The sequence below is a fragment of the Corynebacterium jeikeium genome (assembly GCF_028609885.1).
Classification (GTDB): domain Bacteria; phylum Actinomycetota; class Actinomycetes; order Mycobacteriales; family Mycobacteriaceae; genus Corynebacterium; species Corynebacterium jeikeium.
The window spans coordinates 1189145-1210567 of record NZ_CP063195.1 but is presented as its reverse complement, the minus strand read 5'-3'; the positions used below and the strand labels follow the sequence as shown (position 1 = coordinate 1210567).

20 protein-coding genes are annotated in these 21423 nt (G+C 63.2%); all 20 read left to right on the top strand.

The genetic code is table 11. The annotated features are described in order from the left end of the window. Nucleotides 1-18 precede the first annotated feature (18 nt). The 20 genes from aroQ (at nucleotide 19) to rpe (ending at nucleotide 21423) form a co-directional block, all read left to right on the top strand. Nucleotides 19-471 (top strand): type II 3-dehydroquinate dehydratase, encoded by a 453-nt coding sequence (gene aroQ / locus CJEIK_RS05340; RefSeq protein ID WP_005294895.1) that lies wholly within the window; start codon nucleotides 19-21, stop codon nucleotides 469-471. A 21-nt stretch (nucleotides 472-492) separates the two neighbouring features. Continuing rightward, a complete protein-coding gene (locus CJEIK_RS05335) occupies nucleotides 493-1569 on the top strand; it encodes a M24 family metallopeptidase (protein WP_005294894.1) in 1077 nt (358 codons plus the stop codon). An 88-nt stretch (nucleotides 1570-1657) separates the two neighbouring features. Next, nucleotides 1658-2221 carry an elongation factor P gene (gene efp, locus CJEIK_RS05330; protein ID WP_005294892.1) on the top strand — a complete coding sequence of 188 codons (564 nt, stop codon included), beginning with the start codon at nucleotides 1658-1660 and terminating at the stop codon, nucleotides 2219-2221. Between the two features lie 21 nt (nucleotides 2222-2242). After that, on the top strand, nucleotides 2243-2860 hold the full coding sequence (gene nusB, locus CJEIK_RS05325) for a transcription antitermination factor NusB (RefSeq protein WP_005294889.1): 618 nt from the start codon (nucleotides 2243-2245) through the stop codon (nucleotides 2858-2860). Between the two features lie 70 nt (nucleotides 2861-2930). Then, the gene (gene pyrR, locus CJEIK_RS05320) at nucleotides 2931-3518 is read left to right on the top strand and encodes a bifunctional pyr operon transcriptional regulator/uracil phosphoribosyltransferase PyrR (RefSeq protein WP_005294887.1); all 588 of its coding nucleotides are present in this window, start codon (nucleotides 2931-2933) and stop codon (nucleotides 3516-3518) included. 4 nt (nucleotides 3519-3522) lie between these two features. Continuing rightward, complete coding sequence (locus CJEIK_RS05315) at nucleotides 3523-4458, top strand: aspartate carbamoyltransferase catalytic subunit (RefSeq protein ID WP_005294884.1); 936 nt, start codon at nucleotides 3523-3525, stop codon at nucleotides 4456-4458. A 63-nt stretch (nucleotides 4459-4521) separates the two neighbouring features. Further along, nucleotides 4522-5877, top strand: a complete 1356-nt coding sequence (locus CJEIK_RS05310; protein ID WP_034964936.1) for a dihydroorotase — start codon at nucleotides 4522-4524, stop codon at nucleotides 5875-5877. A 68-nt stretch (nucleotides 5878-5945) separates the two neighbouring features. Then, a complete protein-coding gene (gene carA / locus CJEIK_RS05305) occupies nucleotides 5946-7082 on the top strand; it encodes a glutamine-hydrolyzing carbamoyl-phosphate synthase small subunit (RefSeq protein ID WP_005294879.1) in 1137 nt (378 codons plus the stop codon). A 78-nt stretch (nucleotides 7083-7160) separates the two neighbouring features. Beyond that, nucleotides 7161-10526 (top strand): carbamoyl-phosphate synthase large subunit, encoded by a 3366-nt coding sequence (gene carB / locus CJEIK_RS05300; RefSeq protein ID WP_005294876.1) that lies wholly within the window; start codon nucleotides 7161-7163, stop codon nucleotides 10524-10526. Next, entirely contained in the window at nucleotides 10523-11371 is an 849-nt protein-coding gene (gene pyrF / locus CJEIK_RS05295) for an orotidine-5'-phosphate decarboxylase (protein ID WP_005294874.1), read from the top strand. Before carB ends, pyrF begins: the two co-directional genes overlap by 4 nt. 353 nt (nucleotides 11372-11724) lie before the next feature. Then, the gene (gene mihF, locus CJEIK_RS05290) at nucleotides 11725-12045 is read left to right on the top strand and encodes an integration host factor, actinobacterial type (protein WP_005294871.1); all 321 of its coding nucleotides are present in this window, start codon (nucleotides 11725-11727) and stop codon (nucleotides 12043-12045) included. 2 nt (nucleotides 12046-12047) lie between these two features. Next, nucleotides 12048-12614, top strand: coding sequence for a guanylate kinase (gene gmk, locus CJEIK_RS05285; protein ID WP_005294868.1), 567 nt, complete (start codon nucleotides 12048-12050; stop codon nucleotides 12612-12614). Between the two features lie 120 nt (nucleotides 12615-12734). Then, entirely contained in the window at nucleotides 12735-13016 is a 282-nt protein-coding gene (gene rpoZ / locus CJEIK_RS05280) for a DNA-directed RNA polymerase subunit omega (protein WP_011273590.1), read from the top strand. A 20-nt stretch (nucleotides 13017-13036) separates the two neighbouring features. Continuing rightward, entirely contained in the window at nucleotides 13037-14293 is a 1257-nt protein-coding gene (coaBC, locus tag CJEIK_RS05275; protein ID WP_011273589.1) for a bifunctional phosphopantothenoylcysteine decarboxylase/phosphopantothenate--cysteine ligase CoaBC, read from the top strand. Between the two features lie 93 nt (nucleotides 14294-14386). After that, the gene (gene metK / locus CJEIK_RS05270; RefSeq protein WP_011273588.1) at nucleotides 14387-15622 is read left to right on the top strand and encodes a methionine adenosyltransferase; all 1236 of its coding nucleotides are present in this window, start codon (nucleotides 14387-14389) and stop codon (nucleotides 15620-15622) included. Between the two features lie 12 nt (nucleotides 15623-15634). Continuing rightward, a complete protein-coding gene (locus CJEIK_RS05265; protein ID WP_034964933.1) occupies nucleotides 15635-17698 on the top strand; it encodes a primosomal protein N' in 2064 nt (687 codons plus the stop codon). An 11-nt stretch (nucleotides 17699-17709) separates the two neighbouring features. After that, entirely contained in the window at nucleotides 17710-18216 is a 507-nt protein-coding gene (def, locus tag CJEIK_RS05260) for a peptide deformylase (RefSeq protein WP_005294855.1), read from the top strand. Then, nucleotides 18213-19196, top strand: a complete 984-nt coding sequence (gene fmt / locus CJEIK_RS05255) for a methionyl-tRNA formyltransferase (protein WP_005294852.1) — start codon at nucleotides 18213-18215, stop codon at nucleotides 19194-19196. Before def ends, fmt begins: the two co-directional genes overlap by 4 nt. Before the next feature lie 3 nt (nucleotides 19197-19199). Continuing rightward, nucleotides 19200-20741, top strand: coding sequence for an RsmB/NOP family class I SAM-dependent RNA methyltransferase (locus tag CJEIK_RS05250; protein ID WP_005294850.1), 1542 nt, complete (start codon nucleotides 19200-19202; stop codon nucleotides 20739-20741). 13 nt (nucleotides 20742-20754) lie between these two features. After that, a complete protein-coding gene (gene rpe / locus CJEIK_RS05245) occupies nucleotides 20755-21423 on the top strand; it encodes a ribulose-phosphate 3-epimerase (protein WP_005294848.1) in 669 nt (222 codons plus the stop codon).

Here is a 21423-nt window from a genome sequence, read left to right as displayed (position 1 = left end):
AACTAGGAGGAGACAGCGATGAATGCAGCACAGCACGAGGCGCCGAAGGTGTGCGTGATTAACGGCCCGAACCTCAACCGCCTGGGTAAGCGCCAGCCGGAGGTCTACGGCACCACGACGCTGGCCGACGTGGAGGATCTCCTGGCCCGCGAGGCGGCCTCCTTGGGCATCGAAATCGACTTCTTCCAGTCCAATCACGAAGGGGAGTTGCTGGAGCGTGTGCACCGTGCCGCCGACGACGGGGCTGCAGTAATCATCAACCCGGGTGGTTTTACCCACACATCCGTCGCACTGCGCGACGCGTTGGCCGAGATTGCCGACGGTGCGGGTTTTGTAGAGGTACATATCTCGAACGTGCACGCCCGCGAGGAATTCCGCCATCACAGTTTCCTAAGCCCTCTGGCCAGCGGCGTGATTGCCGGACTGGGGATCTACGGTTACGTCGCCGCCCTGCGGTTCTTCGCACAGTAGAAACTGCCGTAAGGAGAGTACATGTCTGAAAAGTTTTTTGACGCCTACCGCACCCGCCGTAACAAGGCGACAGCAAAGATCCAGGCCTCGGCACACGCAGCCTTGTTGATCAGTGACCTGAAGAACGTCCGCTATCTGACCGGTTTCTCTGGTTCCAACGCGCTTATGGTGGTTCGCGAAGACGGCCAGCACCTCCTGCTGACCGACGGTCGCTACGATACCCAGATCCGCCTGGAGACCGGCGAGCCGGAAGACATCACAATCGAGATCGGCGGAAAGCTGTTCGACCGCGCAGCCGAGTTTGCGGGGAAGGACTTCGCCGTGGAACCCGGCTTGGAATATGGCCAGGCCCGAACGCTGGGCAACCCGCCAGTACTGGACTCGGTGGTGGAGGATCTACGCTTGGTTAAAGACGAGCTGGAGATCGAGGCCTTGGCCGCCGCAGGTGAACTAGCCGATAGCGTGTGGCGCTCATTCATCGAGGACAACGGTATCCGCGAGGGTATTACAGAGATCCAGGCGGCAGCGGAGCTGGAGTTCCAGCTGCGCACCGCGGGAGCCGATGGGCTGAGCTTCGAGACGATTCTGGCCAGCGGTTTAAATGCCACCAAACCGCACGCGGGTGTTTCCCGCGAAACGATTGTCCCCGGACTCGTGACCGTGGACTTCGGCGTATACCTGGACGGATACGCGTCCGACCAGACCCGCACTGTGTGCGTGGGGGAGCCCGACGAGCTTTCCCGCGAACTCTATGACGTGGTCTACCGCGCTCAGAAAGCCGGCGAGGCGATCTTGGCCCCGGGAGTGGCGCTCTGCAACGTGGATGCCGCCTGCCGCGACGTGATCACCGAGGCTGGCTATGGTGAGTTTTTCGTGCACTCCACGGGGCATGGCGTAGGCCTCGACGTGCATGAGGCCCCGCGGGCAGCGGCGGGCGTCAATCCTGAAAAAGAGCTAGTAGAAGGCATGACCGTGACGGTCGAGCCGGGCATCTACATCCCTGGTAAGACGGGTCTGCGCATCGAAAACACCTACGTCATTACCGCCGACGGAGCGCGTAGCTTCAACGCCTCGCCGACGGAACTGATCGTCGTTTAGATTTGGCCGGCTGCTAGACTGTAGCAGCCAAAAATTTTTTATACTCGCAATTGCAATCTCAATCGCAATCTCAATAAGGAGACCATTCGTGGCAACCACCGCTGACTTCAAGAACGGCCTTGTGCTCAAGGTTGATGGCAAGCTGCAGCAGATCGTCGAATTCCAGCACGTCAAGCCGGGCAAGGGCCCCGCATTCGTGCGCACGAAGCTCAAGGATGTCGTCTCCGGCAAGACCATCGACAAGACCTGGAACGCAGGCGTCAAGGTGGAGACCGCTACCGTTGACCGTCGCGACATGACCTACCTGTACAACGATGGCACCAGCTTCGTTCTGATGGATGAGAAGACCTACGACCAGATCGAGCTGGCCCCGCACCTGATGGGCGACGGTGCTAAGTTCCTGCTGGAGAACACCAGCGTCCAGGTTTCCTTCCACGAGGGCGAGCCACTGTTCGCCGAGCTGCCGGTATCCGTGGAGCTGAAGATCGAGCACACCGACCCGGGCCTGCAGGGCGACCGTTCCACCGGCGGCTCCAAGCCGGCCACCCTGGAGACCGGCGCGGAGATTCAGGTGCCGCTGTTCCTCGAGACCGGCAACGTCGTTAAGGTGGACACCCGCACCGGCGAATACCTGTCCCGTGTAAACAACTAAGGCAGCGACTGTTTTTCACCCATGACTGAAGAACGCACAGCTGATAACAAAGCAGCTAAGGCCGCTTCCTTCAAGCGCCACGGCTCGCGCTACAAGGCGCGTCGTCGCGCCGTGGACATCTTGTTCGAGGCAGAGTTCCGCGATATCGACCCGGTGGAGATCGTCGAGGAGCGCATTTCCCTGGCTAAGGACTCGGCAAACCAGGTCAAGCCCGTGCCGGAGTACACCCAACAGATCGTGCCCGGCGTGGCTACCAACCTGGATGCGCTCGACGAGGCCATTGCGCTGCACCTGTCCAGCGATTGGCAGCTGGATCGTCTACCCGCAGTCGACCGCGCGGTGCTGCGCGTGGCGGCGTGGGAGCTGAAGTTCAACGATGACGTGCCGCCGCAAGTGGCCGTGGTCGAGGGGGTAGAGCTGGCCAGCGAATACTCCCACGACAAGGCACCTAGCTATATCCACGCGGTGCTGGATGGCATCAATAAGGACCTGCAGCTGCAGGCAGATTTGAAGATCGCCGACGCGTCTGCCGCTAAGCGGGCTGAGCAAGCCGAGCAAGCTGAGCAGCCCGGGCAAGCTGAGTCCGACGAGTTGGACGGACTGCTCGACGGAGTCGTTCAAGAGTCCGACGAAGCGTGATAGACTTCTAGTCGTCAAAAAGTAGACATCCTTTAACGGACCGCACAGAGAGGCGGGAAAGGAGGTCACGATGAACTCGACGGCTGGAGAAGCTGACGTCACCCTACTCGACGCAGATCAAGTTTCCCGTACTGTCGCGCGCATCGCGCACCAGATTATTGAAAAAACGGCGCTGGATGGTGAAGACTCCCGGCGCGTAGTTTTACTCGGCATTCCATCGGGGGGAGTGCCGCTTGCGGCCCGCCTGGCCGAAAAAATTCAGCATTTCACGGGGGTTGAAGTATTCCAGGGTTCCCTGGACATCACCCTGTATCGCGACGATTTGCGAAACACCGCCCACCGAGCGCTCAAGCCCACCAAGGTACCCGCGGAGGGGATCGATGGCGCCGTCGTGGTTTTGGTCGACGACGTGCTCTACAGCGGCCGTTCAATCCGCGCAGCACTCGACGCACTTACGGATATCGGCCGTCCGTACGCCGTGCAGGTCGCGGTGCTGATCGACCGCGGACACCGCAAACTGCCAATCCGTGCGGACTACGTGGGTAAGAATATTCCGACCGCTGCGGACGAGGATGTAGCCGTGAACCTCGCGGAGCTGGACGGCGTAGACAACGTGGTGCTGACCCGCAGGCCAGCAGCTGGGGAAGGGAGCAACTAAAGCCATGAAGCACCTGATTAGCATTTCCGATCTGAACAAGTCCGAGATCTTAGGCCTGATGGATGAGGCCGATCGCTTCGCCGAAGCCCTCGATGGCCGCGAGATGAAGAAGCTGCCTACACTGCGAGGCCGCACGATCTTCACCCTTTTCTATGAGAACTCCACCCGCACGCGCTCTTCCTTCGAGACCGCGGGCAAGTGGATGAGCGCGGACGTCATTAACATCTCCGCTTCCAGTTCTTCGGTGAAGAAGGGCGAGTCCCTGCGAGATACTGCGCTGACCCTGAAGGCGGTGGGTGCAGACGCGATTATCATGCGCCATCCGTCTTCCGGCGCGGCCCGGCAGGTGGCCGGTTGGTTGGAGGACACGGCCATCATCAACGCAGGTGACGGTTCCAACCAGCACCCCACCCAGGCTCTTTTGGACGCCACCACGATGCGCAACCGCATCGGGGAGATTAGCGGCAAGAAGGTAGTGATCGTCGGGGATATCCTGCACTCCCGCGTGGCCCGCTCGAATGCGCAGCTGCTCACCTCCCTCGGCGCGGAAGTGGTCTTCGTGGCGCCCCCTACGCTGGTGCCGCTGGGTATCGAGCACTGGGGCGCTGAGCCGGATAGCGTGCGCGTCAGCTACGACTTCGACAGCGAGATCGCCGACGCGGATGTCGTGATGATGTTGCGTGTGCAGGCCGAACGCATGCACGGTGGATTCTTTCCTTCGCACCGCGAGTACGCCACCCGCTACGGCCTTTCTCAGGCACGCGCGGAGCGTATGAAGGACGACGCGATCATCATGCACCCGGGCCCGATGCTGCGCGGCATGGAGATCAACTACGACGTTGCGGACGCCCCGCAGACCGTGGTGCTGAACCAGGTCACCGCGGGTGTGCACGTGCGCATGGCAGTGTTGTTCACCCTGCTGGTTGGGGAAGAGGGCTAGGCACACATGGCACAGACACCGGCACAGACAGACAAAAAGACTTTCGAAAAAGGAGCTTTGACGATGACCTCCGAGTATCCGGCTACCGGCGAGCTTGCAGGCCACCCCACTGGCGAGGAGAACGCAGTGCTGCTGCGCGGCGTGCTGCTCTACGGCGAGGGAGAGAAGCAGGACATGCTGATCCAGGACGGTGTGATCGCTGAGATCGGCACGGATCTGGTCAGCTCCGCTCCTCAGGGCGCGCAGGTGCTGGACCTGGACGGCCAGGTGCTACTGCCGGGCCTGGTGGACATGCACGTTCACCTGCGCGAGCCGGGCCGCGAGGATACCGAGACTATTGCCACCGGCTCCGCGGCTGCCGCCCAGGGCGGCTTCACGGCAGTGTTCACTATGGCGAACACTGCACCCGTCACCGACAACCCCGCCATCGCGGAAATGGTGTGGTACAAGGGCCAGAACACGAATCTGTGTGACGTGCACCCAGTCGGCTCGATCTCCAAGGGGCTGGAGGGCAAGGAGCTCACGGAGTTCGGCATGATGGCGGATTCTGACGCAAAGGTGCGCATGTTCTCCGACGACGGCAAGTGCGTAGACGACCCCCGCCTAATGCGTCGCGCCATCGAATACTCCAAGGGCATGGACGTGCTGCTGGCTCAGCACTGCGAAGAGCCACGCCTGACGGAGGGCGCTGTGGCTCACGAGGGTGAGACCGCCGCCCGCCTGGGCCTGGGCGGCTGGCCGCGTGTGGCCGAGGAGTCCATCGTCGCCCGGGATGCCATCATGGCCCGCGACTACGGTGGCCGCCTGCACATCTGCCACGCCTCCACTGAAGGCACAGTGGAGCTTCTGCGCTGGGCGAAGTCTCAGGACATTCCGATTTCCGCGGAAGTCACCCCGCACCACTTGTTGCTCACCGACGCGCGTCTGGAAACCTACGACGGTGTGAACCGCGTGAACCCGCCGCTGCGCGAACAGCGCGACGTGGAGGCCCTGCGCGCTGCCCTTAAAGAGGGCACCGTCGATTGTGTAGCCACCGACCACGCCCCGCACGGTTCCGAAGACAAGTGCTGCGAGTTCGACCAGGCCCGCCCCGGCATGCTGGGAATTGAGACCTCGCTGGCGCTGATCGCCAAGATCTTCGTCCTCGACGGCGACGAGGACTGGCGCTTCGTTGCCAAGGTGATGTCCGAGCGCCCGGCGGAGATCACCAAGTTGCCCGGCCACGGTCGCCCGATCGCGGTAGGGGAGCCGGCGAACCTGTGCGCGGTGGACGTGAACCAAAGGTGGACGGCGCACGGCCATGACATGGCCTCCAAGGCCAATAACACCCCGTACGAGGGTATGGAGATGCCGGTCAAGGTGACCACCACACTGTTGCGAGGCAAGGTGACCTGTAAGAACGGCTCAGCGGTGAACTAAGCACCCACGAGTGGGCGTCACTAAAAAAGAACCAAACACAACAGCGAAGAGTTAAGGAAACAAGCACAATGAGCTACACGCCAGCAGCACTGGTTCTCGCCGACGGAAAGATCTTCCGCGGCCGCGCATTCGGCGCGACGGGTCGCACCCTGGGCGAGGCGGTGTTCACCACGGCCATGACCGGCTACCAGGAGACCATGACGGACCCCTCTTACCACCGCCAGATCGTGGTGGCGACCGCCCCGCAGATCGGCAACACAGGCTGGAACGACGAGGATTCTGAGTCCCGCGGCGACAAGATCTGGGTCGCCGGCCTGGTTATCCGCGACCTGTCCCGCTCCGTGAGCAACTGGCGGGCCAACCGCAGCCTGCCGGATGAGATGGAAGCCCAGGGCATCATCGGCATCCAGAGCGTCGACACCCGCGCCATCGTGCGTCACCTGCGTGACAAGGGCTCCGTCGCCGCAGGCATCTTTAGTGGTGACGCCCTCAGCTCCGACGAGGACATGATCAGCCAGGTTAAAGCCCAGCCGTCCATGGCAGGTGCGGATCTATCCGCCGACGTCAGCACCGACGAACTGTACGTGGTGGAAGCGGAAGGGGAAACCAGGTACACCGTCATCGCCTATGACATGGGTATCAAGACGAATACCCCGCGCGAATTCTCTAAGCGCGGCGTGCGCACCGTGGTCGTGCCCTCCAACACCACTTTCGAAGAAGTGCAGAAGCTGATGGACGAGTACAACGCCACCGGCGTATTCATCTCCAACGGTCCGGGCGACCCGGCGACGGCCGACGCGACGGTGGAAGAACTGAAGAAGATCCTGGAAGCCAAGATTCCATTCTTCGGCATCTGCTTCGGCAACCAGCTGCTAGGCCGCGCGTTGGGCATGGAGACCTACAAGCTGAAGTTCGGCCACCGTGGCACCAATGTGCCGGTCCTGGATCACCAGACCGGCCGGATCGACATCACCGCGCAGAACCACGGCTTCGCCCTGAAGGGTAAGGCGCTGGAAAAGTTCGACACCCCGTTCGGCGAAGCGCAGGTGACGCACACCTGCCTGAACGACGATGTTGTCGAGGGCGTGGCACTGCTGGACGGCAGCGCATTCTCCGTCCAATACCACCCGGAATCGGCAGCCGGCCCGCACGACGCAAACCCGCTGTTCGATAAGTTTTTCGCGAACCTCGAGAAGAACAGCTAACGCAGCAGAGCAAAGCAACGCACAGCAACAGAGCCAAGTTAAGCAACAGCCAGCAATATCGGATTAAAGGGAAAACCAATGCCACGTCGCGAAGACATCAACCACGTACTCGTCATCGGCTCCGGCCCGATCGTCATCGGCCAGGCCTGCGAGTTCGACTACTCTGGTACTCAGGCCTGCCGAGTCCTGAAGGAAGAGGGCCTGCGCGTTACGCTGATCAACTCCAACCCGGCGACAATCATGACCGACCCGGAGTTCGCCGACAACACCTACATCGAGCCGATCTCGCCGAAGTACATCGAGAAGATCTTCCAGGAGCAGCAGGAAGCCGGCCACAAGGTGGACGCGGTCCTAGCAACTCTTGGTGGCCAGACCGCTCTGAACGCTGCGATCCAGCTGGACCGCCTGGGCATCCTCGAAAAGTACGGGGTGGAGCTGATTGGTGCGGACATCGACGCCATCGAGCGCGGTGAGGATCGCCAGAAGTTCAAGGACATTGTGGCGAGGATCGGTGGCGATTCCGCCCGCTCCCGCGTGTGCCACAACATGGAGGAAGTGCATGAGACTGTCGCCGAGCTGGGGCTGCCAGTCGTTGTGCGCCCGTCGTTCACCATGGGTGGACTGGGCTCCGGCCTGGCCTTCAACGAGAAGGATCTGGAGCGCATCGCCGGCGGTGGCCTGGCTGCCTCGCCGGAAGCCAACGTTCTGATCGAGGAGTCCATCCTCGGCTGGAAGGAGTTCGAACTGGAGTTGATGCGCGACGGCAAGGATAACGTCGTGGTTGTCTGTTCCATCGAGAACGTCGACGCGCTGGGCGTGCACACCGGCGACTCCATGACGGTCGCCCCGAGCATGACCCTAACCGACCGCGAGTACCAGGTGATGCGAGACCAGGGCATCGCCATCCTGCGCGAGGTCGGCGTGGATACCGGCGGTTGCAACATCCAGTTCGCCGTCAACCCGAAGGACGGACGCATCATCACCATCGAGATGAACCCACGCGTGTCCCGTTCCTCCGCCCTGGCTTCCAAGGCCACTGGCTTCCCAATCGCGAAGCTGGCCGCCAAGCTGGCCATCGGCTACACCCTGGACGAGGTCCGCAACGACATCACCGAGGTCACCCCGGCCGCTTTCGAGCCGACTCTTGACTACGTGATCGTCAAGGCTCCGCGCTTTGCCTTCGAGAAGTTTCCCGGCGCCGATGACACGCTCACCACCACTATGAAGTCCGTCGGTGAAGCCATGGCGGTCGGCCGCAACTACATCACGGGTCTGAACAAGGTCATGCGTTCCTTGGAGACCAAGCAGGCCGGCTTCTGGACGCTTCCGGACGAGGATTTCGCAGGCGAGCGCGCCACCGACAAGCAGGCTGTGTTGGAGGATCTGAAGCGCCCGACCGAGGGCCGCATGTACGACGTGGAGCTGGCTCTGCGCCTCGGTGCCACCGTCGAGGAGGTCTACGCGGCCTCCGGCATTGACCCCTGGTTCCTGCACGAGCTCGCCGGTCTGGTGGAGTTCCGTAGCCGGCTTATTGACGCCCCAGTCTTGGACGTCGACCTTCTCCGCGAAGCAAAGTACATGGGTCTGTCGGATAAGCAGATTGCAGCGCTGCGCCCGGAGCTTGCAGGTGAGGACGGCGTGCGCGCCCTGCGCTGGGCACAAGGCATCCGCCCTGTATTCAAGACCGTGGACACTTGCGCCGCCGAGTTCGAAGCTAAGACCCCGTACCACTACAGCTCCTATGAGCTGGACCCGGCTGCCGAGTCCGAGGTTGCCCCGCAGCCCGACAAGAAGAAGGTGCTGATTCTGGGCTCCGGCCCGAACCGCATTGGCCAGGGCATCGAGTTTGATTACTCGTGCGTGCACGCAGCCCTGGAGCTGTCCCGCGTGGGCTACGAGACCGTCATGGTGAACTGCAACCCGGAGACCGTCTCCACTGACTACGACACCGCCGACCGCCTGTACTTCGAGCCGCTGACCTTCGAAGACGTCATGGAGGTCTACCACGCGGAGGCGGAGTCCGGCGAGATCGCAGGCGTGATCGTGCAACTGGGCGGCCAGACCCCGCTGGGCCTGGCGCAGCGCCTGGCGAATGCTGGTGTACCGGTCGTTGGCACCTCCCCGGAGGCCATCAACCTGGCCGAGGATCGTGGCGAGTTCGGCAAGGTGCTGGAGCAGGCCGCCCTGCCGGCGCCGGAGTTCGGCACCGCCACCAGCGTCGAGGAGGCACACGACGTGGCCGCCCGCATCGGCTTCCCGGTGCTGGTTCGCCCGTCCTACGTGCTGGGCGGACGTGGCATGGAGATCGTCTACGACGACGAGAGCCTGTCCAACTACATCCAGCGCGCCACTGAGATCACCAACGACCACCCGGTTCTGGTGGACCGCTTCCTGGACTCCGCAATCGAGATCGACGTGGATGCACTGTGCGACGGCGAGCACGTGTACCTGGCCGGCGTGATGGAGCACATCGAGGAGGCCGGCATCCACTCCGGCGACTCCGCCTGTGCGATCCCGCCGATGACCCTGGGCGCGGAGGACATCGACAAGGTGCGCAAGGCCACCGCCAAGCTGGCTCACGGCATCGGCGTGAAGGGTCTGATGAATGTTCAGTTCGCACTGAAGGACGACATCCTCTACGTCATCGAGGCCAACCCGCGCGCCTCCCGCACCGTGCCCTTCGTCTCTAAGGCCACGGGCGTGCAGCTATCCAAGGCCGCCGCACGCATCATGCTGGGCACCAGCATCCCGGACTTGATCGAGGAGGGCATCCTGCCGCACGACCGCGACGGCGGCTCCCTGCCGCAGGGCCACCCGATCGCTGTGAAGGAGGCCGTTATGCCCTTCAACCGCTTCCGCAGCCCGGAGGGCCACGTGCTGGACTCCCTGCTGAGCCCGGAGATGAAGTCCACCGGTGAGGTCATGGGCCTGGACGACGACTTCGGCACCGCCTTCGCAAAGTCCCAGGAAGCCACCGGCGACCTGCCGACCGAGGGCACCGTCTTCGTCTCAGTAGCCAACCGCGATAAGCGCACTTTGATCCTGCCTATCCAGCGCCTGTACTCGCTGGGCTTTAAGATCCTGGCCACCCAGGGCACCGCCGCCATGCTGCGCCGCAACGGCGTGGAGTGCGAGGTTGTGGCAAAGATTTCCGACGAGCGCCGCGCCGCCGCGGAGAACACCCCGCTGGTTGATACCAACGGCGAGCCACTGCGCACCGTGGGCGACTGGATCAAGGACGGCGACGTCGACCTGATCCTGAACACGCCGGCTGGCTCCGCCGGAGCGCGTCACGATGGTTACGACATCCGCTCCGCTGCGGTGAACATGGGTGTTCCGTGCGTGACTACCGTCCAGGGAGCCGTGGCAGCCGTGCAGGGCATCGAGGCCCTGCAGGGTGCCGAGCCGACCGTTCGCGCTATCCAGGAGGTCGACCACTCGTGACCGCTCGTCCGACGGGCCTCCCAACCTTCGGGCAACGCTTTTTGGAGCGTTCCGAGGAGTTCGGGCAGCTCTGCGTAGGTATGGACCCGCACGTGGGCATCCTGGAGGCCTGGGGGCTGAAGGCCGATGTCGCCGGGCTGGAGGAATTCAGCAAGACCTGTGTGGAGGCTTTCGCGGACGTCGCCTGCGTGGTCAAGCCCCAGGTGGCCTTCTACGAGCAGTTCGGCTCAGCCGGCTTGGCCGTGCTGGAGCGATCGATTTCGGAGCTGCGGAAGGCTGGGGTGTTGGTTATCGCCGACGCCAAACGGGGCGACATCGGCTCGACCATGGCCGGATACGCGCGGGCGTGGTTGGATCCGGAATCTCCACTGTGCAGCGATGCAGTGACCGTATCCCCGTGGTTGGGCTTCGACTCTTTGCGCCCCGTCATCGACCTAGGAGAACGGTACGGCAGGGGAGTGATCGTGCTGGCTGCTACCTCTAATCCAGAGGCGCGGAGCCTCCAACGCTCCTTCTTCGACGACACCGACACGAACCTAGCCCAATACATCGTGGACCGCGTGGCGGCAGAAAACGCTCAGCATTCCGGCGCTGGAAACCTCGGGGTCGTGGTCGGCGCCACGCTGGCCGAGCCTCCGCGCCTGGACCAGGTGGGCGGTATGGTTCTGATGCCGGGGGTCGGCGCGCAGGGAGGCACCATGGACGATGTTCTACGTATCGCCGGGGGAGACCAGACGGCGTCATTAGTCTCGCCCAACGTGTCTCGCGGAGTTTTGCGCGCAGGGCCTAACCCCGCAGACCTGCGAAACGCCGTGGCCGAGCAGGCTGCAACTCTGCGGCTTTAGCGGTACCGCTTCGAAGGTACGGCTCCGAGTCCCCTGTATTGATGACCACAACCGGCCATCAGCAGGGGCTTTTGCTGTTCTTCATGGATTCAGGTGTTACACTGATACTCATTGTTTGAAACCTGCTCGCGTAGCGCCCCGCCTGCACATATGGCAGTTAAGGTGCAGCGTGTACAGTAGACGAAAACATGGGTCTGAATAGATGAATCTCGGTGTGTCAGCTTGGCATTTTTATCCGAGACGATTTAATATCCAGCGTTGCTTGGAATACCGTTTGGTCTCTACAGCATGCTGGTTATAGACCAGAAAACTTTCCATCCTTTAAGACGAGAGAAAAATTAACGGAGGCACCCGTGGCACTTCCCCAGTTGACCGATGAGCAGCGCGCAGCAGCGCTGAAGAAGGCGGCAGAGGCACGCAAGGCACGCGCAGAGCTGCGCGAGAAGCTGAAGCGTGGCGGCACCGACCTGAAGCAGGTCCTGAAGGACGCCGAGACTGACGAGACCCTGGGCAAGATGAAGGTCTCCGCCCTGCTGGTTTCCCTGCCGAAGGTCGGCAAGGTAAAGGCCAAGGAGATCATGGAGCAGCTGGAGATCGCCGAGACCCGCCGCATCCGTGGCCTGGGTGACCGCCAGCGCCGCGCCCTGCTGGAGCACTTCGGTTTCGAGGAATAGTCTTGAGCCAGGACCTGAATAGCGGACGGATCGTCGTTCTTGCGGGCCCATCGGCGGTAGGGAAGTCCACCGTCGTGCGGCGTCTGCGCACCGATGTTCCGGACCTGTTTTTCAGTGTGTCCATGACCACCCGCGACCCGCGACCTGGCGAGGTTGATGGCGAGGACTACATTTACGTCACCCGCGAACAGTTTGAACAGAACATCGCAGCTGACAAGATGCTCGAGTGGGCGGAGATCCACGGAGGGCTACAGCTTTCCGGCACACCGCGCGAACCTATCGAAAAGGCTCTTGCCGACTCCCGCCCGGTACTCGTCGAGGTCGACCTCGAGGGGGCACGCAACGTCAAGAAGATGCTGCCTCAGGTGCAGACAGTCTTCCTGGCTCCGCCATCGTGGGAGGAGCTTGTTGACCGCCTGACGGGCCGCGGAACCGAGACTCAGGACGTCATCGAGCGCCGTTTGCAGACCGCTAAGGTTGAGATGGCCTCGCAGTCCGAGTTCGACCACGTGGTCGTGAACGACGACGTGGATAAGGCCGTGGCAGCAATCAGTGAGATTCTTCGCTGAGTGGTCATAGAAGACTCAGAAGGCGCATGCTGCCTGAAGGCTTCAGCGGCACACTTCAGTCCCGCGCTTTAAAGAACTAAATAAATAATCAAACAACCCACCAAAGAAAAGGTGAATACCGTGGAAAACCAGGACGTGAATGCGAACGAGAGCGTGTTCGATCCTCCTGTAGGCATCACCAATCCACCGATCGATGAGCTGCTGACGAAGGTCTCCTCCAAGTACGCCTTGGTTATCTTCGCTGCTAAGCGCGCACGTCAGATCAACGATTACTTCCAGACGGTCGACGAGGGCGTTTTCGAGTTTGTCGGGCCTCTGGTGACTCCGGACGTTCACGAGAAGCCGCTGTCCATCGCTCTGCGCGAGATTAACCGGGATCTGTTGGAACACACCGAGGGTTAAACCAGCTAGGCTGATTCGTTGTGAACGTTGCATCAGCTGAATTGAACACCAAGCCGCTCCGCGTCGTCATTGGCGTAGGGGGCGGCATTGCTGCGTATAAGGCCGCCCACCTGGTTCGCTACTTCACGGAGCGCGGCCACCAGGTGAGGGTGATTCCCACCCGCTCGGCACTGAACTTCGTAGGTGCCGCGACCTTTGAGGCGCTCTCGGGGCAGCCGGTAGCCACCGATGTGTTCGATGCTGTGGACGAGGTGCAGCACGTCCGTTTGGGGCAGGAGGCCGACCTGATCGTCGTTGCCCCAGCCACTGCGGACCTGATGGCCCGGATCGCCCACGGGCGCGCGGATGATCTTCTTACCGCTAGTTGCCTGGTTGCCACGTGCCCCGTAGTGCTCGCTCCAGCGATGCACACCGAGATGTGGCTGAACCCGGCGACCGTTGACAACGTTGCTACGCTGCGCAGCCACGGCCTAACGGTGCTAGACCCCGCCCACGGGCGACTGACCGGCAAGGATACAGGTGCTGGGCGGCTGCCGGAGCCGGAGCAGATCGGCGAACTGGCACTTACCGTCCTAGCAGATCGCGAGGCCTTCACCCGTGACTTAGAGGGCAAGAAAGTCGTTATTAGCGCCGGCGGCACGCACGAGCCGCTGGATCCTGTGCGCTATCTCGGCAACGCATCTTCCGGCCGCCAGGGCTATGCGCTGGCCGAGGTTGCCGCCCAGCGGGGCGCTGAAGTCACGCTCGTCGCTGGTGTCACCGAGAACCTGCCCACTCCCATCGGCGCTGAATTGGTGCGTGTGAAGACTGCCCGCGAAATGCAGCAGGCAGTAATGGAACACGCCCCTTCTGCCGACGTTGTGGTCATGGCTGCGGCGGTGGCCGATTACCGGCCGGCAGAAGTGGCTGAGTCCAAGATGAAGAAGGACTCGGAGGCCGACCTGTCTACGATTAAGCTGACCGAGAACCCGGACATCCTCGCGGGTGTGGTTGAGGCGCGGAGGCAGGGAGACGTGGCGTCCACAACAAAGATCGTGGGCTTTGCGGCAGAGACCGGTGACGAAAACAACTCTCCACTCGACCTTGCTCGTAAAAAGCTTAAGAAGAAGGGCTGCGACCTGCTGATGTGCAACGCCGTGGGCGAGGGCAAAGTCTTTGGGCAGCCGGATAGCTCGGGGTGGATTCTGCGACCTAACGGCGATGTCACCGAGGTGCCAGAAGGTCCGAAGACCGGGGTCGCTGCAGCCATTTGGAGAGCAGTGTGCGAAACTCACTAGGCAACTACGTGACAAATACAGACAGCTTGGTCTAGTATCTGTCTATTGACTCAACATTCCCCAGCAATTCGAACCTAAAAAAGGAACAACCACGTGTCTTTGCGCCTGTTTAGCAGCGAGTCCGTCACCGAAGGGCACCCCGACAAGATCTGCGACGCGATCTCCGATAAGATCCTCGACGCACTAATTGCCAAAGACCCCGAGGCGCGCGTGGCCGTTGAGACCGTCGTGACCACCGGCCTGGTGCACGTCGTCGGCGAGATCCGCACCACTACTTACGTAGAGATCCCCGCGCTGGTGCGTAAGACTTTGCTGGAGATTGGCTTCAACAGCTCCGACATGGGCTTCGATGGCTCCACCTGTGGTGTCAGCGTGGCCATCGGTGAACAGTCCCAGGAGATCGCCCAGGGTGTCGATACCGCTCTTGAGCACCGTTCACACGATGCAGAAGGTGGCGCGGAGCTGGACGAGATTGACCGTCTCGGCGCCGGCGACCAGGGCCTGATGTTCGGCTACGCCACCAACGAAACCCCGGAGTACATGCCGCTGCCCATCGCGCTGGCGCACCGCCTGTCCCGCCGCCTGACGGAGGTGCGCAAGAAGGGCATCGTCCCGCACCTGCGCCCCGACGGCAAGACCCAGGTGACCTTCGCCTACGACGCGGAAGGCGCCCCGGTGCGTCTGGATACCGTCGTGGTCTCCACGCAGCACGACGCAGGCATCGAGCAGGAGTGGTTGCACGAGCAGATCCGCACCCACGTTGTCCAGCACGTGCTGGACGAGGCGGGTCTCAGCGGCAACCTGGCGGACACTGACTACACGCTGCTGGTGAACCCCTCCGGCTCTTTCGTGCTGGGCGGCCCGATGGGCGATGCCGGCCTGACCGGCCGCAAGATCATCGTCGACACCTATGGCGGTATGGCTCGCCACGGTGGCGGCGCGTTCTCCGGCAAGGACCCGAGCAAGGTGGACCGCTCCGGCGCCTACGCCATGCGCTGGGTTGCCAAGAACATCGTCGCCGCCGGACTGGCCGACCGCGCCGAGGTTCAGGTGGCCTACGCCATCGGCCGCGCGACCCCGGTGGGCCTGTACGTGGAGACCTTCGGCACCGAGAAGGCACCGGTCGAGGCCATCCAGGCTGCCGTTCGCCAGGTGTTCGACCTGCGCCCTGCCGCGATCCTGCAGGAGCTGGACCTAAAGCGCCCGATCTACGCCCAGACCAGCGCCTATGGCCACTTCGGCCGCACCGACTTGGACCTGCCGTGGGAGCGCACCGACCGCGTGGAAGCGCTACAGAAGGCCGTCGCCGCCGCCCAGCAGTCCCAGTAGGTTTAAAGCACCGTGGACCAGCCCGTCGCCCGCGTACTGCCGATGCTCGGCGTGCCGCACCTGGACCGGCTTTTCGACTACGCGGTGCCCGCAGACATGGACGCGCATGCCCAGCCGGGTGTGCGCGTCCGCGTTCGTTTTTCAGGACGTTTGGTCGATGCTTTCGTCATTGAGCGCCGCCGCCGAAGCGACCACCCCGGCGAGCTACGGCAGCTGGAGCGCGTGATAAGCCCCATCCAGGTGCTGCCGAAGCCTTTGTGGGATCTTGTAAACACCCTGGCGGAGCGCTACGCGGGCGTGCGTTCGGACATTCTGCGCTCTGTCGTTCCCTCCCGCCACGCCTCGGCGGAGAACGCGGGGTTGTTCGCCGATGGAGCGGCGTGGGAGGATCTCGGGGCCAAGCTGCAGTCGGTCGAACAGGCGGCCAGCGATTCCTATGCCGCCGCCGAGGAGGCTCTGGCGCCCTACACTCATGGCGCGGCGTACTTGTCGGCGCTCGTCGAGGGCAAGGCCGCGCGGGCTTGTTTGTTGACGCCCCCAGGCCGCGACATCCCCACCCTCATCGCGGCCATTACCGCTGCCGTGGCTTGGAACACGCAGGGCAGTGTGTTGGTGGTGGCCCCTAACCAACGCCTTGTGGATCGCCTGGTGGCGGGGTTGAAGCAGCACATGAACCCAGCACAGGTGATGGAGCTAACCGCACAGGTGGGGCCTAATGCGCGTTATCGCCGCTACCTTTCGGTACTCGCGGGCCAGGCGCGCGTGGTGGTGGGCACTCGCTCTGCAGCGCTCTTGCCAGTAGTCTCGCCCCGCCTAATGGTCCTGGTGGGCGAGGCCGATGACAACCTGGTGGATCCGCGCGCCCCGTACATCCACGCGCGGGAGGCACTGGCGCTGCACGCTCAGCACACCGGGGCTGGGCTCTTGATCGCTGGAGTGCACCGCTCGGCCGAGGTGCAGCAGTGGGTGGATAGCAAGCTGGTGTATCCGCTGCTGCCCACGCGGGAGGCGTCGCACGAGGCGATGCCGTGGATTCGGGGTCTGGGGGAAACCGATAGTGCGACGGAGCGGGAGCTGCATGCGCCCGGGGCGCGTATTCCGTCCATGGGTTTCGAGGCTCTGCGCGAGTGTGTGGACAAGGACGTGCCAGCGCTAGTACAGGTTCCGAGGCGGGGATATGCTCCCGCGCTGGCGTGTGCGAAATGTCGCACGCCCGCACGCTGCAGGCACTGCAATGGTCCGTTGGAGTTGCCCACGAGCGCCGAGGCGGCTCCACCGCGCTGCCGGTGGTGCGGGCAAACCGCAGGGCTATTCACGTGTGTAACCTGCGGCAACCACAGTGTGCGCCTGTCGGTTATCGGCCACGACCGAACGGTGGAAGAACTGGGACGGGCGTTCCCTGGGGTACCAATCATCGCCAGCGGCGGCAAGCACGTGGTGGATAGCGTACGGCCACGAAAGAGCATCGTCGTGGCGACCCCCGGTGCAGAACCCGCCGTGGAAGGCGGCTTGTACGGTGCCGCAATCTTGGTGGACCCGTGGATCCTACTAGGCAGGCAGGACCTTCGTGCAGCAGAGACGGCGCTGCGGCACTGGATGGAGGCCGCCGCTCTTGTAGCCCCGCGGAGCCGGGGAGGCAAGGTGGTATTTGCTGGAGCGGCGAACCTGCCGACGGCCCAACAGCTGATCCGGTGGGATCCAGTGGGATCCGCGCGCGCGGAGTTGGCACATCGGGCCGAGGCTGCGTTCCCACCCGCCTTTAGTGTTGCGGCCATCGATGGCACTACCTCAGCTATTGAGGCACTCGAGGCTGCGTGGGACTTGCCGGATGGGGCGGAGACGCTGGGCCCGGTGGAGCTACCGCCCGGAGTGCGCCTGCCTGCGGGTATCGACGCCCACGACCCGCAGGCCAGACAGTCCGCGCGGCGGCTGCTTGTGCGCGTACCGGCCGACCAACGGATCGCCCTCGGCCAGGCGCTGCGCAGCGCCCAGTCGGTGCGAACCATTCACCGGGGCTCTCGCACGGCCCAGCCGGAGGCCTTGCGGGTTGTCATGGATCCCGTGCGCATCGGATAGGGTGGATAAACATGACCGTGCTTAACATGCGCTACTTCGGGGATCCGGTGCTCAAAACCGTCGCGGACCCCGTCAAGCCAGAACAGATTCAAGATGCTGCAACTCGGCGACTAGTCGAGGACATGCTAGAAACCATGGATCACTACGGGGGAGTGGGCTTGGCTGCCAACCAGATCGGCATCACCCGTCGCATCTTTGTTTTCGACTGCGACGGCGACCGCGGCCACGTGATCAACCCCACCTGGGAGGCAGTGGGCGATGAGACCCAAACCGGCGGCGAGGGGTGCCTTTCGATCCCAGACGTCCACGGAGACGTGACCCGCGCCCAGCGTGTGCGCCTGCGTGGGGTGACCGTCGACGGTGAGCAAGTTGACCGCGAGGTCACGGACCTTATGGCCCGCTGTGTGCAGCACGAAACCGACCACCTGGACGGCACATTGTTTATCCAGCACCTTTCAGCTGAACAGCGTCGCGAAGCAATGAAGCAGATCCGCGAATCGGAGTGGTTTAAACAGTGAAAATCGTCTTTGCCGGAACCCCGGAGCCGGCCGCCGTGGCTCTCGAGCACCTCATCGCTGACGAACGTCTCGAGGTCGTTGCGGTCATTACCCAACCGGACGCCAAGAGAGGGCGCGGTCGTAACCTCCACCCGTCGAAGGTCGCGGAGGTCGCTGAAGAAGCCGCCATCCCTACCTACAAATGGCCGAGCCTCAAGGCTGGTTCTGAATCTGGTGACGAGGCCCGCGGCGTACTGAACGACCTCGCTGCAGAGGGGGTCACTGCAGCCGCGGTCGTAGCCTACGGCAACCTGATTCCCGTCGACATCCTCGACGTCTTCGAACACGGCTGGGTAAACCTGCACTACTCGTTGTTGCCTCGCTGGCGTGGCGCCGCGCCCGTGCAGGCCGCCCTAGCTGCGGGAGACGAAGCCACCGGCGCCTCTATCTTCCGTATCGAGCAGGGCCTGGACACCGGCCCCGTCGCCGCCCAGCTAAGCCAGCCAATCGGCGTGGAGGACACAGCTGACGACCTGCTAGCCAGCCTGACCTACGCCGGCCGGGAATTACTGGCCGATACTCTTGTCGACATGGACGAGGGAAATGCTGTGCTATCTCCGCAGGACGACACCCAGGCCACCCACGCGCCGAAGATTCACTCTGCTGATGCGCAGATTGATTGGTCGCAGCCAGCCGAGGTGATTCAGCGGGTAGTCCGCGCCCACACTCCGGCACCCGGTGCGTGGACCCTGCTGGACGGCCAGCGATACAAGATCGGCATGCTGCTACCAAGTGATTCTGCGGAGGTAGGCGAGCTTGGTGCTGGCGAGGTGGTGGCGTCACCAAAAAAGGTTTTCGTCGGCACCGGCACCGAACCGCTAGAGATCACGCGCATCCAGCCGCCGGGCAAGAAGATGATGGAAGCCGCAGCGTGGGCGCGCGGGCAGCAGGAGCCACTGGCTGGCCGCCCGACGTTTAGCGCTCGGGAGACGGGGGAGTAGGTCATGGGAGGCTTTAGGTCTCGATCCGAATCCGCCCGCAGCGGCGAGGGACAGCGGAAGAAGGCGACGGGCTACCAGCAACGCCGCCCCGAACACAAGCAGCGTAAGAGCCGGTCGCGGGGCTCCGGCGACAAGGTCCGCGACGTTGTTTTTGGCGTGTTGCGTGACGTCACGGTTGACGGTGCCTTTGGCAATCTCGCGCTTCCCAAGGCGTTGCGGGAAGCGGGCATCAAGGGCCGCGACGCCGCATTCGCCACCGAGCTGACCTATGGAACGCTGCGGGCACGGGGCCTTCTGGACGCGATTATTGAGGACGCCGCCGGGCGCAAGATTGAAAGGATCGACTCGGTGGCCCTGGATGCCCTTAGACTGGGCGCCTACCAGATCCTGCGCACGCGAGTGGAGAACCACGCCGCCGTTAACACCTCGGTGGAGTTGGTGAAGGCCTTCGGAGCCGGTCAGGCTTCCGGGTTCGTCAATGGTGTGTTGCGGGCGCTGACGCGTAAGAAGCCGGAGACATGGGTTGAGCGCGTGGCCCCCGGCGACAGCCTGGCCGACCTTGCGTTGCGCAATGCACACCCCGAATGGATCGCCGAGGTTTTCGCAGAAGCGCTTGGCGTGGACACCGCCACTGATGCCGGACGCGCCGAGCTTGAGCGCGCCCTAGCCGCCGACGACGCACGTCCAATCGTGCACCTGGCCGCCCGACCCGGGCAGATCAGCGGTGAGGAGTTGGCGCTGATCACCGGCGGTACGGAAGGCAAGTTCTCGCCCTATGCGGTGTACCTGGATGAGGGCGCGCCCGGAGAGATCGCCCCTGTGCGCGAAGGGATGGCCAGTGTGCAGGACGAAGGATCGCAGCTCATTGGTCTGGCCACCACTCGTATTCCCGTGGCCGCTGATCTGCCCGCCCGTTGGCTGGATCTGTGCGCGGGCCCTGGTGGTAAAACCGCCTTCATCGCTTCCGTGGCGATGTCGGAGCAGGCTAGCGTGGACGCAATCGAGATCGCCGAGCACCGCGCGAAGCTGATCGAGCAGACGACGCGCGACCTACCCGTACGGGTGCACGTGGGCGACGGACGCAACCTGGAGGCCATCGGTAGCCTGGAGGCCCCGGAGGGTGGCTTCGCGCGCGTACTCATCGACGCGCCATGTTCCGGCCTCGGGGCGCTGCGCCGGCGCCCGGAGGCTCGCTGGACCAAGGATCCGCAAGACGTCGCTCCACTGGTCACACTGCAACGCGAGTTGCTGATCAGTGGTCTTGAAGCCACCGCCCCCGGCGGCGTAGTGATCTACTCCACTTGCTCGCCGCACCCCAAGGAAACCTCAGAGGTTGTTCGGTCCGTTTCCGCCCGCACGGGCGCGGAGATCCTGGACGTCACCCAGTTCCTACCCGAGCTGGCCGAGACGAACACCGCTCAGACCTCGCCGTTTGTGCAGCTCTGGCCTCACATCCACGGCACGGACGCGATGTCTTTCGCCGCGTTGCGCCCGGCCAGCAACAGCACAGGCACAAACACAAGCACAAACACTAGCCAAGAGTGAGGAAGACCAACCCATGTCCGATTCCCGCACCCCGCTGATCGCCCCGTCCATCCTCGCCGCCGACTTCGCCAACCTGGCCCAGGAGGTCGCCCGCGTGCCGAATGCGGACTGGCTGCACATCGACGTGATGGACAATCACTTCGTCCCTAATCTTTCCTTCGGCCTGCCTGTGGCCAAGTCTCTGCTGCCGCATACGGATAAGCACCTGGACGTTCACCTTATGATCGAGACCCCGGAGAAGTGGGCGGAGGATTACGCAGACGACTTCCAGTCCGTGACCTTCCACCTGGAAGCCGTCGCGGACGTCGATACCGCCATCGCACTGGCCGATAAGCTGCGCGGTCACGGCACGATGGCGGGCATTTCCATCAAGCCAAACACCCCGGTGGAGCCCCTGTTGGACCACCTGGATCGCTTCGATCTCGTGCTCGTCATGAGCGTGGAGCCCGGCTTCGGCGGCCAGAAGTTCATGCCCGAGGTGCTGGATAAGGTCCGCAAGTTGCGCAGCCGGATCGATGCCGACGGCCTGGATACCCTCATTGAAATCGACGGCGGCATTGGCTCTGAAACCGCCGCCGAGTCCGCCGCCGCGGGCGTGGATGTGTTTGTTGCGGGTTCCAGTGTCTTTGGCAAGGAGGACCCCGCCGCGGCGGTCGATGAGATCCGCGCCAGCGCCAAGTAG